Below are 14,809 nucleotides of genomic sequence, written 5' to 3'. Positions count from 1 at the left end.
GATGAAAATCGCAAGTTTCACGATCGCCGGCAGCGCGAGCTTTGGCATTGTCACCGACAACGGCGTCATCGATGCCGGCAAGCGTCTCAAGGCCTATCCGACGCTGAAGACGCTGCTTGCCAAGGGATCGCTCGACGAATTGAAGAAGCTTGCCGGCGAGAAGCCCGACCACGCGCTGCAGGACGTCACACTGCTGCCGACGGTCCCCGATCCCGACAAGATCTTCTGCATCGGCGTCAATTACGCCACCCATCTGGCCGAGAGCGGCCATCCCACCCCGCCACACCCGATGATCTTCACCCGCTTCGCCAACAGCCAGGTCGGACATGGCCAGCCGATGATCCGGCCGCTCGAATCCGAGCGCTTCGACTATGAGGGCGAGATGGCGGTTGTCATCGGTAAGGCCGGCCGCCGCATCTCGCGCGAAGCCGCATTGAACCATGTCGCCGGTTATGCCTGCTACAATGATGGCAGCATCCGCGACTGGCAGCGCCACACCTCGCAATTCGCCCCCGGCAAGAATTTCGCCGGCACGGGCGGCTTTGGGCCCTGGATGGTCACGACCGACGAATTGACCGACGTCAGCAAGCAGACGCTGATCACGCGGCTCAACGGGGTCGAGGTGCAGAAGGCCCCGATCTCCGATCTCGTCTTCGACGTGCCGGCCCTGATTGCTTATTGCTCCACCTTCACCGAGCTCGCGCCAGGCGACGTCATCGTCACAGGCACGACCGGCGGTGTCGGCGCTTATCGTAATCCGCCGCTGTGGATGAAGAGCGGCGACGTCGTGGAGATCGAGATCTCCGGGATCGGGGTCCTCAGCAATCCCGTCAAGGACGAAGTGCCGGCCAAGGCGACGCGCGCGGCCTGATTGGCCGCGCTCCACAGCAATAACAAGGAGACCGTCATGCCGATGCCAACGCATATCCTCCCGACCACGGTGGTCGGAAGTTATCCGCAGCCGGAATGGCTCGTGAATCGCGCCATGCTGTCGAAAGTGGTGCCGCGCACCCGCCTGCACGACATGTGGCGGCTGCCAGCGGAACATCTGGAGGAGGCCCAGGACGATGCGACGATCGTCGCGATCCGCGACATGGAGCGCGCCGGCATCGACATCGTGACCGATGGCGAAATCCGCCGCGAAAGCTACTCCAACCGCTTCGCCACGGCGCTCGACGGGATCGACGGAGACAATCCCGCGATGATCGTTGCGCGCACTGGTAACACCCAGACCCCGGTGCCGCGCGTCGTCGGCCCGGTGAAACGCAAGGGACCGGTCGAGCTGCACGACATGCAGTTCCTGCGCAGGAATACCGATCGTGCAGCGAAGATCACCCTGCCGGGTCCGTTCACCATGAGCCAGCAGGCCAAGAACGAGTTCTACAAGGACGACGAAGAGCTCGCGATGGCCCTGGCGGAGGCCGTCAATGCCGAAGCGCTCGACCTGCAAAGAGCGGGCGCAGACGTGATCCAGCTCGACGAGCCCTGGGTGCGGAACAATCCGGATTCTGCCAAGCGCTACGCCGTCAAGGCAATCAACCGCGCGCTGAAGGGCATCACAGTGCCGACCGTCGTGCATCTCTGTTTCGGCTATGCGGCGGTCGTGCCCGGCTCGAACAAGCCGGCCGGCTATTCGTTCCTCGCCGAGCTCGACGATACGACTGCCGACCAGATCTCGATCGAGGCGGCGCAGCCAAAACTCGACCTCGGCGTTCTGAAGGACCTCTCCTCAAAGAAAATCATGCTTGGTGTGCTCGACCTCGCAGACCCCCAGATCGAGAGCGTCGACACGGTCGCCGACCGCATTCGCAACGGCCTGAAATATGTGTCGCCTGATCGTCTCGTTCCGGCGCCCGACTGCGGCATGAAATACATGCCGCGTGCTGTCGCGTTCGGGAAATTGAAGGCGACGTGCGATGCGGCGGCCAAGGTTCGGCAGGAGCTTGGTTGACGAGGTTCCGAGCCGCTCGCAAGTAATGCACGATCCGGTCTGGTCCGCCTCAGACCCAGCCGCCATCGACAATGTAGTGCTGGGCTGTGCAGGCGGAGGCTTCGTCTGAAGCGAGGAAGATGGTGAACTTGGCGACCTCGTCCGGCATGAGCTTGCGCTTCAGGCATTGTCGTTGCATCAGCTCCACTTCGCCCTGTGGCGTCATCCATTTATCGAGCTGGCGCTCGGTCATGATCCATCCCGGCGCTATCGCGTTCACGCGGATGTTGTAGGAGCCGTAATCGCGCGCCAGCGAGCGTGTGAGACCGATCACGCCTGATTTGCTGGCGGTGTAGGCGGCCATGCCGCCTTGTCCGGCGATCCACGACACCGAGCCGAAATTGATGATGGCGCCGGCGTTCGCCGCCTTCATGTCCGGCAACACGGCCTGCGCAGCAAAGAACTGGTGCTTCAAGTTGACTGCGATACGGTCGTCCCAATACTCCGGTGTCATTTCCTCGGTGCTGTGCCGCTCGTCATGCGCAGCGTTGTTGACGAGGATGTTGATCGCGCCGTGCACGTTGCGCGCCTCCGCGACACCGGCACGTAATGCGGCGATATCGGTCAAGTCGGCACGCATGAAATGCGCGCCAAGACCTTGGTCCGAAAGCTCGCGTGCCAGGGATTGGCCCTCGTCAACTTTGATGTCGAAGAACACGACATTGGATTTCTGCTGTGCGAAGCGCCGCACGATCGCAGCGCCAATTCCGGATGCGCCCCCGGTGACGAGAACGACCTTGCCGGCGAGGTCGGAATAAACGGCAGCCATGGATATCCCTCGATTTGCGTTGGGGCAGCGCAACGCGCCGCCGACTCTCCCGCTCACCTTAGCTACTGCGCTCGTGAGGTGCATAGATCAGAATTTCAGTTGCGTACCTCAAAAATCGAGGGCAGGATTGCACCAAAGAATAAAAGCCGTTGGGAGGAATGTGATGAGACTGCTCGGGAAACTGGGACTGGCCGTAGTCGCATGCCTGTTCGGAGCGAAACTCGCTGCGGCCGAAACGACGGTCAAGTGGCTGCACATCGAGGCCAACCCGGCCCAGGTCAAAATCTGGGAGGAGGTTGCGCGCGCCTATGAGGGGTCGCATCCGGGCGTGAAGGTCGAGATGCAGTTCCTCGAGAACGAGGCCTACAAGGCCAAGCTGCCGACCATCCTGCAATCCAAAGACCGGCCCAACATCATCTACAGCTGGGCGGGCGGTGTCCTGAAGACGCAGATCGAGGCCGGCGTGCTCGAAGAGATCACCGATTCTGTGAAGGGTTACAGCGACAGTCTCACACCGGCGGCGCTCGCCGCCTTCACCAGCAACGGCCGTGTTTATGGTCTGCCCACAGCGCTCTCGCAGGTCGGCTTCCTCTGCAACAAGGAGCTGATGGCCAAGGCGAAGGTCGATCCTGCCGGGATTAAGAGCTGGGACGATCTGCTTGCAGCCGTGAAGACGTTGAAATCCGCCGGCGTGACCCCGATCGTCGTCGGCGGCGCCGACAAATGGCCGCTGCACTTCTACTGGACGCATCTTGCTGTGCGCATCGGCGGCAAGGCGGCGTTCGATGCGGCGCTGCGCGGCGAGAACGGCGGCTTTGCCGGCGAAACCTTCCAGAAATCCGGCGAGCTGTTCAAGCAGCTCGTCGATCTCCAGCCGTTCCAGAATGGCTTCCTGGGTTTCAAGAATCCGCAAGCCGTCGGCTATTTCGGGGACGGCAAGGCGGCGATGACGCTGGCGATCAGCACGGTCTATCATCTGCAGCGCGCTCTCGCCGCCGACAAGGCCGGATTGACCGAGGACAAGATGTGCTGGTTCGACTTCCCGGTCGTGACCGGCGGCAAGGGCGCGCCCACCGATACGCTCGGCGGCATCACCGGTTGGCTGATTACGAAAGGCTCGCCGAAGGAGGCTGTCGATTTCCTGAAATATTTCGTCTCCAAAGAGGTGCAGACGCGGCTTGCCGCCGGCAACTTCATCATCCCGGTGGTGCAGGGCGCAGATGTCGGCCTCAACAACTCCTTCATGAAGCTGATTGCCGCCAATCTGGCGAAGTCGAACTACCACCAGAATTTCTATGACCAGAGCCTCGGTCCGTCGGTCGGCCGCGTCGTCAACGACGTCACAGCCGAGATCGCCGGCGGCAGCATGAGCCCGCAAGAGGCTGCCAAGGCGATCGAGGCGGCGTGGAAGCAGGGCAACTGAGGGTGGCACGGCGGACCGCGAGCGTGTCGGCGATCGGCGCTGCTGGCGAGATGGTGCCACAGGTCACGATCCGCGGCCCGAGTTGGGACGGCAGGCTGACGGTGCTCATCCTGTTCCTGCCGCCGGCGCTGCTATTGTTCACATTGTTCGTTGTGCTGCCGATCGGCGAAGCAGCCTGGTATTCGGGCTTCAATTGGAACGGGTTCGGCAGGCCGACCAATTGGATTGGCCTCGACAATTACCGCTTCGTGCTGGAGACCCGCGCCTTCTGGCTCGCGCTGCGCAACAACGGCCTGATCATCGCAGTTTCGCTCGCCATCCAGCTGCCGCTTGCGCTCACGCTGGCCTTGATGCTCGCCGAACGCTTTCGCGGGGCGGTGGCGCTGCGCATGCTGTTCTTCATGCCCTATATCCTGGCGGAGATCGCGACCGGGCTGATCTTCAGCTTCGTCTATGATGGCGACTACGGCCTTGTAGCTTCGATCTGGCGCACCTTCGGCGCCGAGCCCCCACATCTGCTTGCCTCGACGGATACGGCCATGCTGGCGGTGCTGATCGTGATCGTCTGGAAGTACTTTGGCTTCCACATGATGCTGTTCATCGCAGCGCTCCAGAGCCTCGACAAGAGCCTGGTCGAGGCGGCACGCATTGACGGCGCGACCCGATCGCAAGCCTTGCGACATGTGGTCATCCCGTTGCTCTATCCGACGATTCGGCTCTCCGTGTTCTTCGCCATCGTCGGCTCGCTGCAGCTGTTCGACCTCGTCATGCCGCTGACGCGCGGCGGGCCCGCGGATACCTCGAACACGATGGTGAGCTTTCTCTACAACAACGGCATCTCGCGCATGCGGGTCGGCTACGGGAGCGCTATCGGTGTCATTCTGTTCGCGATCTGCGTGACCTTTGCCTTCACGTACAAGCGATGGTTCATGCGCGATGAGTAACGCCAAGGCTATCCGCGCGCCGTTTGATCCCTCAATGCTATTCAAGATGGTGTTCCTCGCCGTCGTTGCCATCATCGTAGTAGTACCGCTGCTCGCGACCTTGTTCGGTGGCTTCAAATCGCTCGGCGAACTGCGCGTCAATCCGTTCGGCTTGCCACGTCACTGGGAGTGGCAGAACTATGCCGACATCCTGTTCTCGGCGCGCTACTGGCAGCTCTTGCGCAACTCGCTGATCATCTCGACCCTCACGGTTGCACTGACCCTGATCGTAGCCTCGATGGCGGCGTTCACCTTCGCCCATATCAGGTTCTACGGCAGCTCGATGCTGCTGAGCTATCTGACGCTGGGCCTGCTGTTTCCGGCCGCGACAGCGGTGCTGCCGCTCTTCATCAAAGTGCGCGATCTCGGATTGCTCGATACATATTTTGGCGTTGCCCTGCCGCAGACGGCCTTCAGTCTTGCGATGAGCGTGCTGCTGCTGCGGCGTTTCTTCAAGGACATCCCCTACGAACTGCTGGAGGCCGCGCTGGTCGACGGCTGCAGCTATATCAAATTCTTCCGCTATGTGACGTTGCCCTTATCGCGGCCGATCCTGACAACCGTCGGTACCATCACCTTCGTCAACAGCTGGAATGCCTATCTGTTGCCACTGGTGATGCTCAACACCGACGCGCTCTATCCCTGGCCGCTCGGGATCATGGTTTATCAGGGCGAGTATTCGTCCGAGTGGCATCTGATCCTCGCCTTCATCACGCTGACCATCCTGCCGACGATCGTTCTCTTTCTTCTGGCGCAGAAACACATCGTCGCTGGCCTCACCGCAGGCGCGGTCAAGGGGTGAACGGTACCTCACGGAGATCACAATGAGAAAAGTCGGCATCGGCATCATCGGCTGCGGCAATATCAGCACCGCTTATCTGAAGGCGGCCCAGCGATTCCCGGTCATGGAAATCAAGGCGCTCGCCGATATGCGCAGCGACGTCGCGGAGCGGCAGGGCTCCGCCTTCGGACTGCCGGCGATGCGGGTCGATCAACTGCTCAAGCGGGACGATATTGAGATCGTCATCAATCTCACCGTGCCACTCGCCCACACTGACGTCAGCCTCGCAGTGCTAAACGCCGGCAAGCACGTTCATTCCGAGAAGCCGCTCGGCATCAACGTCACGGAAGCCCGCAAGGTGATGGATCTCGCCGCGCAAAAGGGTCTTCGCGTCGGCTGCGCGCCCGATACGTTCCTTGGCGGCGGACACCAGACCGCGCGCAAGCTGATCGACGATGGTGCGATCGGCACGCCTGTGGCCGGTAGCGCGTTCTTCGGCTGCCCCGGCCACGAGCGCTGGCATCCGGCGCCGGGTTTCTACTATTTGCGCGGCGGCGGGCCGATGCTTGACATGGGGCCGTACTACATCACCGATCTCGTGCAGCTGCTCGGCCCGGTGGCGAGCGTGATGGGCTCGACCGCGCGTCCGAAATCCGAGCGGCTGGTCACCAGCCAGCCAATGAACGGAACGCTGATCCCGGTCGAAGTTGCGACCCATGTCGCCGGCACGCTCGAATTCGAGAGCGGAGCGGTCGTCTCGATCGTGATGAGCTTTGATGTGCCGAAGCACCGGCACGCGCCAATCGAGATTTATGGCGACAAGGGCAGCATGCTGGTGCCCGATCCGAACCGCTTCGGCGGCGAGGTGCAGGTCGCCAAGACCGGCGGCGACTGGGAGCCGGTGCCGCTGACTCATGGTCATGTCGATGGCGAGTTCCGTTCCATTGGCGTCGCCGACATGGCCTCTGCGATCCTGAACAACCGGCCGCATCGTGCCAGCGGCGCGCTCGCTTTCCACGTGCTGGAGGTGATGGAGGCGTTCCAGACCTCTGCCGACGAAGGGCGACGCGTCAAGATCGAGAGCTACGTCGAGCGGCCTGCGATGCTGCCGGCCGGGCGTGAAACCGGACAGATCGACTAAGGACAGAAACATGCGCAAGGCAATGATTGTATGGGGCGGCTGGCCGGGGCACGATCCCGATCTCTGTGCGTCGATGATCCGCGGCTGGCTGAAAGCGGAAGGCTTCGAGGTGCGGACCGAAACCACCACCGCCGCGTTCGCCGATCCCGCGATTCACGACCTGTCACTGATCATCCCGATCTATACCATGGCGAAGATCGAGAAGGCGGAAGCGCTCAATCTCTGCGCTGCGGTCCGCAGCGGCGTCGGGCTCGCCGGCCATCATGGGGGCATGGGGGACGCGTTCCGCGATTCCGTCGACTACCAGTTCCTGTGCGGAGGGCAGTGGGTTGCGCATCCCGGCAACATCATCGACTACAAGGTCGACTTGACGAAGCCGGATGATCCCATCATGAAGGGCCTGAAGAGTTTCGAGCACCGTTCCGAGCAATACTACATGCATGTCGACCCCGCCAACGAGGTGTTGGCGACGACGACCTTCACCGGCGAGCACGCGCCCTGGATCGAGGGCGTGGTGATGCCCGTGGTCTGGAAGAAGCGATACGGCGCGGGCAGGGTGTTCTATTCCTCGCTCGGCCACCGCGCCTACGAGCTCGACGTACCGGAGATCCGAACGTTGATGACCCGTGGCATGCTGTGGGCCGCGCGCGAATGAACGCTGGTGCGACTCAGCCGGTGATTCGTGCCACGCTTGAGGACGTCGCGCGCACGGCGGGTGTTTCTCTCGCCACGGTCGACCGCGTCGTCAACCGGCGCGAGGGCGTGCGCGCCAAGACCGTCGCGCGAGTCGAGGCCGCGGTGGCAAAACTCGGCTATCGCGCCGACGTCGCGGCCGCTCGGCTTGCCCGCGGGCAGACGTTCCGCTTTGCCTTCGTGCTGCCGACCGGCAGCAACAGCTTCATGACCAACCTGACCGAGCAGGTCCAGCGCACCGCGGACTGGCTCGCCGGCCAGCGCGGCTTCATTGATATCCTCCATGTTGACGTGTTCGATCCGGATGTACTCGCCGTCGCGCTGGAAAATCTCTCGCCGGCGTATCAGGGCGTCGCCGTCATCGCGCTCGACCATCCCAGGGTACGCGCGGCGATCGACGAACTCACCGCGCGCGGGGTCGCTGTGGTGACGCTTGTGTCGGACGCGCCGAGCTCGCGTCGCCTGCACTATGTCGGCATCGACAATCCGGCGGCAGGCCGCACCGCTGCAACGCTGATGGGACGGTTCCTCACTGGTCGCAAGGGGACGGTGGCCGTGATCGCGGGATCGTTGTCGCTGCGCGATCACACCGAACGGCAATTCGGCTTCCACCAGATCCTGTCCAGCGAGTATCCGAACCTGCTCGCGCTGCCGGTGGTCGAGGGCCGCGACGACAGCGGGCGGACGCGGGAGCTCACTGCGGCACTGCTCGCGCGCCAACCCGATCTTCGCGGCATCTACTGCTGCGGCGCCGGCAACCGTGGCATCGCCGACGCACTCGAGGCCTCGGGCCGCGCGCGTGAGGTGGTCTGGATTGCCCATGAGCTCACTCAATATACACGGCGTTTCCTGGTGCGCGGCGCGCTCGATGCAATCATCAACCAGGATCCCGGCCACGAGGCACGGTCTGCGGCGAGAGTTCTGCTCGCGCATTGTTCGGGTGAGCCCATCAGCCCCGACCAGGAGCGCATCCGCATTGACATTTTTCTGCGGGACAATCTGCCGTAACCTCGACTGGCCTGCGAGGCGCATCAGAAGCTCGCGGCCATTTCGGCCAGACGTTGGTGGGCTCTTTCGCGGGCCGCTTCGATGGGCTGTTGCGGTCCGGTGGTTGGCCCAATCGGAATAAAGCGGACATTGCTGATCCCGACAAAACGCAAAATTTCGCGCAGGTAAGGCGTTGCCATGTCGATGCGCCCGCGGTTCATTCCGGTCGCGAAATCGCTGCCACTGGCGATGATGACGATGGTCGGCCGGTCCTTCAGCAGCGGGATATATCCCAGGGACGGGTCGAACCGGAAGGTAGGCCCGGGTTGGACGATGACGTCGAACCATTGCTTAAGCTTATAGGGAATGCTGAAGTTCCACATGGGAGTTGAGATCAGCACACGATCGGCAAGCGCCAAGCGCACCGCCATCCGCTCGGCTTCAGCGAAGCTATCCCGCTGCGCGTCGTTGAAGGCTTGCGCCTTCATCCGTGCATACTTGGCTTCGACAATGGGGCCTGAAAACTCCGGCAGGCGCTCGCGCCAGAGATTCATGACGTCCACGTCCCAATCGGGCCGAGCTCGGCGAAAGCCGTCAAGGAAAACGCGGGCGCCGGCGCTTGACCAAGAGTCGTCGCGGGGCGAGCAGGACAGGTGCAGGAGCTTCGCCACCGCTCATCCCAGCGCTTTGATGACCGCATCGGCCTTGGTCACGACGGCGACGTTTTGCATGGCAAAGTTGATCGACGCAGCGTGCCAATCGGCGTTCATGGTCGAGCAGCAATCCTCAGGAACAACCATGAAGTAGCCCTTGTCGGCACCGGTCCGCGCCGTGTGCTCGACCGACATGTTGGTCCAGGCGCCGGTGTTGATGATCATGTCGCGGCCGGTTGCTTTCAGAATTGTTTCGAGCCTCGTGCCTTCCCAGGCGCTCATGCGCACCTTCTCGACCACGAAGTCGCCGGGCCGTGGTTCGAGACCTGACACCGGTGCCGCGCCCCAGCTTCCGCGCACCATCGCCTTGCTGTCGACGAGACCCTCGAACAGGGGCGCATTCAAGGTCACGCCGGGCGCGCCGGACTCGACGACGAACCAGACATGAATGATGGCGACGCCGCGCGCCCGCGCCGTTTCCGCCAGGCGGCGAACATTCTCGACAACATGCTGCTGGCGCGCATGCCCGGGTGCGCCGGAATCGGCAAAGGCGCCACCGTCCATGATAACGTCGTTCTGGAGATCCTGGATGATCATGGCACATCGTCGCGGGTCGAGCTGCATTTCGCCGTCGGCGAGGACGGGGGCAGCGGAAGCAGAGCCGGCGGCCGCTGTGCCGCCGCCTCGCTTGCCGCTCATATAGGGCTCGTGGCGCGGTCCGACTTTGGTGGGAATGGCATAGACCGAGTGCGTCGAAGTCAGGTACAGCGTGCGGAAATCCGGCCCGCCCCAGGTAAGGTTGGCGACGAGCTCGGGCAGGCGGAGCTTGCCGAGCAGCTCGCTCCGCGGCGAATAGACCCAGACCCCGCCGGGTGCCGTAACCCAGACGTTGCCGTGCTGGTCGCACTTCATGCCGTCGGGCAAGCCGGGCTCGAGCTCGGAGCGGATGCCGCTCGCGAATACACGCGCACTCGACAGCGAGCCGTCGCCGTTGACGTCGAATACGCGAATCAGTGCCTGCACGGTGTCGTTGACATAGAGCAGTTTCTCGTCGGGCGAGAAGCACAGCCCGTTCGGCTGGTCGAACAGATTGCGGTCAACTACCAGCTTCGGCTCGGCGCCGGGCACGACGCGATAGACGCCCTGGAAACCGAGCTGCCTTGGCCGCTCGACGCCATAGACTGGCATGCGGCCGTACCAGGGATCCGAGAAATAGATCGCGCCGGAGGAGTGCACGCAGACGTCGTTGGGGCTGTTAAGCTCCTGCCCCCCAAAGTGCGAGGCTAGCACCTCGCGCCGCCCGTCCGGCCGCTCGCGGATCAACGACGATGTCGCGTGCTCGCAAACGATCAAATTGAGCTCGGCGTCATAGGTCATGCCGTTGCACTTGTTCGACGGACGTTTGACCTCGGCGATGCCGCGCCGCCCATCCCAGCGCCGGCGCACGTCGCCCGGCATGTCCGAGAACAGCAGATAATGATCGACCGGATGCCAGATCGGTCCCTCCGTGAAGTCAAAACCGGTGCCGATCTGCGCGACCGGTGCGTAAGGATCGATCAGGGTCTCGAATTCGGAGCGCAAGGTGACGTGCGTCATCGTCCATCCTCTGGCGTCTAGGCCGGAAACCAGTTGCGCTGGGGCAGGGATTGCACGACCGGTCCAGGGACCTGGTCGTGCAGCCGGCCGACGACGTTGCCGCCCTCGATCTTGGCGGGACGGTCGTGGACCGGCAGCAGATAGCGCGAATTGCTGAGCAGCTTCTTGATGGCGGCCTTCTCGGCCCGCTTGGTGGTGCCGTGGTTGCCCGTGGTGCGTGGCTCCCAGTCGTGGATCTCGTTGAAGGGCGTCACGATCTGGTCGTTGAAATCATAGATGACGTCACCGCAGATGGTGGCGATGCCGTCGGCGGTTTCTACGATGATGTTCATCGACCCCTCGGTATGCGCATTCGCGGCGTCGCAGTAGACGCCCGGCATCAGCTCGATGGGACCCGTGATTTCGAGGTCGAGAAAGCGCAGCGCGCTCTTGGTGTGCAGACGGTCGATCAGATGCTTGATATCCGGCGCCGGATATTGCGGATGCATCAGGCCGGACACGGAATACTCGAGCTCGCGGCGGTTGAGGACGACGGTCGTGTTCATCGGAAACAGATCGTCCTTGCCAGCGTGGTCGATATGCAGATGGGTGTGGCAGACGAAACGCACATCGCCCATCCGCACGCCGTGCCGCGCAAGCTGGTTCTCGATCATGTGCTCGTGATACTGCAGGCCGCGCATCCCCAGCGTTTCCATGATCTGGTTGGAGCGGTAACCCGTATCGACCACGACCGGGTATTTGCCGCCGAGGATCAGGAAGCCGAGGGTGAGGACACGGCGGGTGCGGCCGCAGTCGTGGCCGAGAACCAGAAAGCTCGATTCCAGCTCGATATCGCCATAGTCCAGGATCTTGATTTCCAGCGGCATTCCGTCCCTCCCTGTGTCCGTTCTTATTGGTTTCCTCGGCGCTCAGAGCCGATAGACGCGCATGGCTGTCGTTCTGAAAATAGCTTCGCGCTGATCATCTCGTAGCGGCGCTGCAGCGTCACGGAACGCATCGATCAATTCGCGATAGCTGGTCCACAATTTCTCGATTGGAAAATTAGAGCCGAACAAGCAGCGTTCGGCGCCAAAGATCGCAATCGTATCCGTCAGGACGGATGCGATATGCGCGGGGTCGTTGCGTTGGATGAAGGTTCCGAGCCCTGACAGTTTCGACACGACGTTCGGGCAGGCGGCGAGGCGGGCCATCCCGGCACGCCACGCGGCGCGGCCTGAGGGTGAAAGGTCCTCGAGCATGCCGGCGTGCTGGAGGATGAAGGTCACCTTGGGACAGGATTCCGCAAGGTGTGCGGCGTCCGGCATCTGCGGCGTGAACACCTGAAGGTCAAAGCTCCAGCCATAGTCCGCAAGGCGAGCGATATTGCGCTGGATCACGGGATCGGTGCAGAGATCGGGCCGCGCGGCAAAGCGATAAAGCGGGTTCTCGTGCCAATGCAGTTGCATGCGAACGCCGCGTACCAGGGCATAGCGCTTCAGGCGGTCGAGTTGTGGACGCACGTCATCCACTGAAAAGTCGGCGTAAGCCACGATGGCATGCGGCCAGCCGTGCGCCTCGGCGGTCTGCTGCACCCAAGCCGCCTCGTCCTCGAAGCGGTCATTGGCCCAGTTGGTCTGGACATAGACCGAGCGGGTGACGCCGCTGCCTTCGAGGTCGCCGAGATATTCCTCGATCGGGTAATCGCGCCGGATCGGCTCGTACGGACCGAAGATGCGCGGCTGCAGCGGACCCACTAGCCAGGGCAGGTCGGCCTGGCGCCAGATATGATGGTGCCCATCGACGATGTCGGTCACGCAACTCTCCTTTGTCCCAGCGCCAGCACGTGCGCGACGATCGACGCGCTCGATCCACCATCGACGAGGTCGTCGACAAAGCGTTCGATCGCGACCAGCGCTTCGGTCTGCGGGCGAAAGCCGGGACCAGACGCGAGCGGCGTCAGCCAGCTCACGCGCCACGCACGGCGCGACAGTTTCGCGACCGCATCGCGTAGCGCATCGGGTTCGCCTCGCTCCAGGCCGTCGGAAACGATGATCACGGCGGCGCCGCGCGCGTATCCGCCGAAGCGGGGCACCGCGAGAAAGGCCTGAAGCGCATCGCCGATTCGGGTGCCGCCGTCCCAGTCGCTCACCACGTAGGCCGCGGCGTTGAGCGCTTGCTCGCGCCGCTTGAGACGCAACGGCCGGGTGATACGAGTCAGCCGTGTGCCGAAGGTGAAGACCTCGACGTTGGGCGCCGCCTGTACCAGCGTGTGCGCGAACTTCATATTCTCCTCGGTGCGGGTCTTCATCGAGCCGGAGACGTCGATCAGAAGCAACACCTTGCGTGGGCGCTGCCGCCGCTTCAAACGTCCCAGCCGGAGGATTTCGCCGTCGCTGCGAACGGAGTCGCGCAGGGTGCGGCGCAAATCCGCGTAGGGCCCGCTGCGTGCCCGCATGCGGCGATGGCCGCGCCGCTTCGGTAGGCGTCTGGGCGCCTCGCGGAACAGCCGGCGCAGCGCATCGGTGGTCGAGAGCTGCGCAAAGCGGCGCTCGACAAGGGCTTCGGCACGCGCCGCTGCGAGGCCGGACTCATTTGCCTCGTCCGACAACAGCGGCTCGTCATTTCCGCGGGCCTCCTCTTGCAGCCGAACCGTCTCGTCGTCCTCACCGTCATCGACGCGCTCGATTGCCTCGTTTCCACGAAAGTGCAGATCGAACAGCCGGTCGAACGTTGCGCGACGCTCCGGTGGAGGGCCCAGTGTTGCGAGGGCTGCCTGCCGAATGTCCTCCAGGCTGCGGGGACCGAGCAACTGGATTGCGGCCAGGAACGAGGTCGTCTGTTCCGGTGCGACGGCAAACCTGTTCGTTCGCAACAAGCCGACGAACGAGATGAAAACACGCGCAGCGCGCGGCAGTTCGGGTTCGGCGCTCATGCAGAGGCCTCCGCCAGCAGGGCATCGAGGCGCGGCGAGATAAAGTGCAGATCCTCCTCGTCTTTCAGGGCAACACCGATCGAGCGTTTGAAGGCATCGGGCCACCGCGCGCCGCCCTTGTGCAACAGCGTGGCGGCCTCAGCCCAGTCGACGGCCTCGGCGATTCCGGGCGCCTTGCTGAGCGGCTCGCGCCGCAGTTTCTCGACGGCCGCGACGACGGCCCGCGCGGTCCCTTCGGCGACGCTGGAGGCCCGCATCATCACGATGCGCGCTTCGCGCTCAGCGGTGGGATAGTCGATCCAGTGATAGACGCACCGCCTCCGCAACGCTTCGTGAAGATCCCGCGTGCGGTTTGAGGTCAGGACGACGACCGGGCGCTCGGAGGCGCGCACCGTACCACGTTCTGGAATCGAGATCTGGAAGTCGGACAGGAATTCGAGCAGGAAGGCCTCGAATTCCTGGTCGGCGCGATCGATTTCGTCGATCAACAGCACAGTCGAGTCAGGCGCGCGCAGCGTCGCCAGCATGGGTCGCTCGATCAGAAACGTTTCGCCATAGATGTCGATGCTCTCATCGCCGGCCTGACGGATGGCGAGCATCTGGCGCGGATAGTTCCATTCATAGAGTGCGGCGGACGCGTCGACGCCTTCGTAGCATTGCAGGCGGATCAGGCGGCGGCCGAGGACGGCGGCAATAGCTTTGGCGGCCTCGGTCTTGCCGACGCCCGGCGCGCCCTCGAGCAGCAATGGCTTGCCGAGTGCCAGCCCGAGATAGGCTGCGGTCGCCAGTCCCTCGTCGGCGAGGTAATAGGCCGCCCGTAATGCCTTCTCCAGTGCCTCGGGGCTGTCGATGCCGACGATGTTGCTGCGGACGGCCATCGAG

General features: G+C 63.3%; 15 protein-coding genes. 8 read left to right on the top strand and 7 right to left on the bottom strand.

Features of this window, described 5'->3' with window-relative positions:
* The first annotated feature begins 1 nt into the window (after position 1).
* Positions 2-871: a fumarylacetoacetate hydrolase family protein gene (locus tag ABIC03_RS04440; RefSeq protein WP_275167549.1), complete on the top strand. Its 870-nt coding sequence runs from the start codon at positions 2-4 to the stop codon at positions 869-871.
* Positions 872-907: 36 nt separating this feature from the next.
* Positions 908-1,951 (top strand): 5-methyltetrahydropteroyltriglutamate--homocysteine methyltransferase, encoded by a 1,044-nt coding sequence (locus tag ABIC03_RS04435; protein ID WP_354055833.1) that lies wholly within the window; start codon positions 908-910, stop codon positions 1,949-1,951.
* Between the two features lie 49 nt (positions 1,952-2,000).
* Here the strand turns inward: ABIC03_RS04435 and ABIC03_RS04430 are convergent, their stop codons facing one another.
* On the bottom strand, positions 2,001-2,759 hold the full coding sequence (locus ABIC03_RS04430; protein WP_354055831.1) for an SDR family NAD(P)-dependent oxidoreductase: 759 nt from the start codon (positions 2,757-2,759) through the stop codon (positions 2,001-2,003).
* A gap of 163 nt (positions 2,760-2,922) precedes the next feature.
* Here ABIC03_RS04430 and ABIC03_RS04425 point away from each other — a divergent pair, with 163 nt between their 5' ends.
* Genes ABIC03_RS04425 through ABIC03_RS04400 form a run of 6 tightly spaced genes read left to right on the top strand, consistent with a single transcriptional unit; the run spans position 2,923 to position 8,788 of the window.
* Positions 2,923-4,182, top strand: a complete 1,260-nt coding sequence (locus tag ABIC03_RS04425; RefSeq protein WP_354055829.1) for an extracellular solute-binding protein — start codon at positions 2,923-2,925, stop codon at positions 4,180-4,182.
* A gap of 2 nt (positions 4,183-4,184) precedes the next feature.
* Positions 4,185-5,126: a carbohydrate ABC transporter permease gene (locus ABIC03_RS04420; RefSeq protein WP_502916913.1), complete on the top strand. Its 942-nt coding sequence runs from the start codon at positions 4,185-4,187 to the stop codon at positions 5,124-5,126.
* Positions 5,119-5,967: a carbohydrate ABC transporter permease gene (locus tag ABIC03_RS04415; RefSeq protein ID WP_275167545.1), complete on the top strand. Its 849-nt coding sequence runs from the start codon at positions 5,119-5,121 to the stop codon at positions 5,965-5,967. The genes ABIC03_RS04420 and ABIC03_RS04415 overlap by 8 nt, the downstream gene beginning before the upstream one ends.
* Positions 5,968-5,989: 22 nt before the next feature.
* Entirely contained in the window at positions 5,990-7,087 is a 1,098-nt protein-coding gene (locus ABIC03_RS04410) for a Gfo/Idh/MocA family protein (protein ID WP_275167544.1), read from the top strand.
* A gap of 10 nt (positions 7,088-7,097) precedes the next feature.
* Positions 7,098-7,742, top strand: coding sequence for a ThuA domain-containing protein (locus ABIC03_RS04405; RefSeq protein WP_275167543.1), 645 nt, complete (start codon positions 7,098-7,100; stop codon positions 7,740-7,742).
* Positions 7,739-8,788, top strand: coding sequence for a LacI family DNA-binding transcriptional regulator (locus ABIC03_RS04400; RefSeq protein WP_275167542.1), 1,050 nt, complete (start codon positions 7,739-7,741; stop codon positions 8,786-8,788). Before ABIC03_RS04405 ends, ABIC03_RS04400 begins: the two co-directional genes overlap by 4 nt.
* A 23-nt stretch (positions 8,789-8,811) precedes the next feature.
* On the opposite strand, the gene ABIC03_RS04395 is transcribed toward ABIC03_RS04400, so the two are convergent.
* The 6 genes from ABIC03_RS04395 to ABIC03_RS04370 are packed head-to-tail and all read right to left on the bottom strand — an operon-like array spanning position 8,812 to position 14,805.
* Positions 8,812-9,438, bottom strand: a complete 627-nt coding sequence (locus ABIC03_RS04395) for an FMN-dependent NADH-azoreductase (RefSeq protein WP_354055825.1) — start codon at positions 9,436-9,438, stop codon at positions 8,812-8,814.
* A 3-nt stretch (positions 9,439-9,441) separates the two neighbouring features.
* Positions 9,442-11,016, bottom strand: a complete 1,575-nt coding sequence (locus tag ABIC03_RS04390) for an isochorismatase family protein (RefSeq protein ID WP_354055823.1) — start codon at positions 11,014-11,016, stop codon at positions 9,442-9,444.
* 17 nt (positions 11,017-11,033) lie between these two features.
* Positions 11,034-11,882: an MBL fold metallo-hydrolase gene (locus tag ABIC03_RS04385; protein ID WP_275167539.1), complete on the bottom strand. Its 849-nt coding sequence runs from the start codon at positions 11,880-11,882 to the stop codon at positions 11,034-11,036.
* Between the two features lie 42 nt (positions 11,883-11,924).
* Positions 11,925-12,809, bottom strand: coding sequence for an amidohydrolase family protein (locus ABIC03_RS04380; protein WP_354055821.1), 885 nt, complete (start codon positions 12,807-12,809; stop codon positions 11,925-11,927).
* A complete protein-coding gene (locus ABIC03_RS04375; RefSeq protein ID WP_354055819.1) occupies positions 12,806-13,927 on the bottom strand; it encodes a vWA domain-containing protein in 1,122 nt (373 codons plus the stop codon). The genes ABIC03_RS04380 and ABIC03_RS04375 overlap by 4 nt, the downstream gene beginning before the upstream one ends.
* Entirely contained in the window at positions 13,924-14,805 is an 882-nt protein-coding gene (locus ABIC03_RS04370) for an AAA family ATPase (protein ID WP_354055817.1), read from the bottom strand. Before ABIC03_RS04370 ends, ABIC03_RS04375 begins: the two co-directional genes overlap by 4 nt.
* Positions 14,806-14,809 lie beyond the last annotated feature (4 nt).

Source organism: Bradyrhizobium sp. RT6a, from assembly GCF_040547675.1.
In the GTDB taxonomy this organism is placed as follows: Bacteria; Pseudomonadota; Alphaproteobacteria; order Rhizobiales; family Xanthobacteraceae; genus Bradyrhizobium.
The sequence above is the reverse complement of the archived record's forward strand: the minus strand, read 5'-3'. Positions and strand labels throughout refer to the sequence as shown.

Excerpts from the sequence above, each read along its gene's own strand:
- ABIC03_RS04430 (WP_354055831.1), bottom strand. The coding sequence starts at position 2,759 with ATGGCTGCCGTTTATTCCGACCTCGCCGGCAAGGTCGTTCTCGTCACC.
- ABIC03_RS04390 (WP_354055823.1), bottom strand. The coding sequence starts at position 11,016 with ATGACGCACGTCACCTTGCGCTCCGAATTCGAGACCCTGATCGATCCT.
- ABIC03_RS04440 (WP_275167549.1), top strand. The coding sequence starts at position 2 with ATGAAAATCGCAAGTTTCACGATCGCCGGCAGCGCGAGCTTTGGCATT.
- ABIC03_RS04415 (WP_275167545.1), top strand. The coding sequence starts at position 5,119 with ATGAGTAACGCCAAGGCTATCCGCGCGCCGTTTGATCCCTCAATGCTA.
- ABIC03_RS04435 (WP_354055833.1), top strand. The coding sequence starts at position 908 with ATGCCGATGCCAACGCATATCCTCCCGACCACGGTGGTCGGAAGTTAT.
- ABIC03_RS04385 (WP_275167539.1), bottom strand. The coding sequence starts at position 11,882 with ATGCCGCTGGAAATCAAGATCCTGGACTATGGCGATATCGAGCTGGAA.
- ABIC03_RS04370 (WP_354055817.1), bottom strand. The coding sequence starts at position 14,805 with ATGGCCGTCCGCAGCAACATCGTCGGCATCGACAGCCCCGAGGCACTG.
- ABIC03_RS04405 (WP_275167543.1), top strand. The coding sequence starts at position 7,098 with ATGCGCAAGGCAATGATTGTATGGGGCGGCTGGCCGGGGCACGATCCC.
- ABIC03_RS04410 (WP_275167544.1), top strand. The coding sequence starts at position 5,990 with ATGAGAAAAGTCGGCATCGGCATCATCGGCTGCGGCAATATCAGCACC.
- ABIC03_RS04375 (WP_354055819.1), bottom strand. The coding sequence starts at position 13,927 with ATGAGCGCCGAACCCGAACTGCCGCGCGCTGCGCGTGTTTTCATCTCG.
- ABIC03_RS04425 (WP_354055829.1), top strand. The coding sequence starts at position 2,923 with ATGAGACTGCTCGGGAAACTGGGACTGGCCGTAGTCGCATGCCTGTTC.
- ABIC03_RS04400 (WP_275167542.1), top strand. The coding sequence starts at position 7,739 with ATGAACGCTGGTGCGACTCAGCCGGTGATTCGTGCCACGCTTGAGGAC.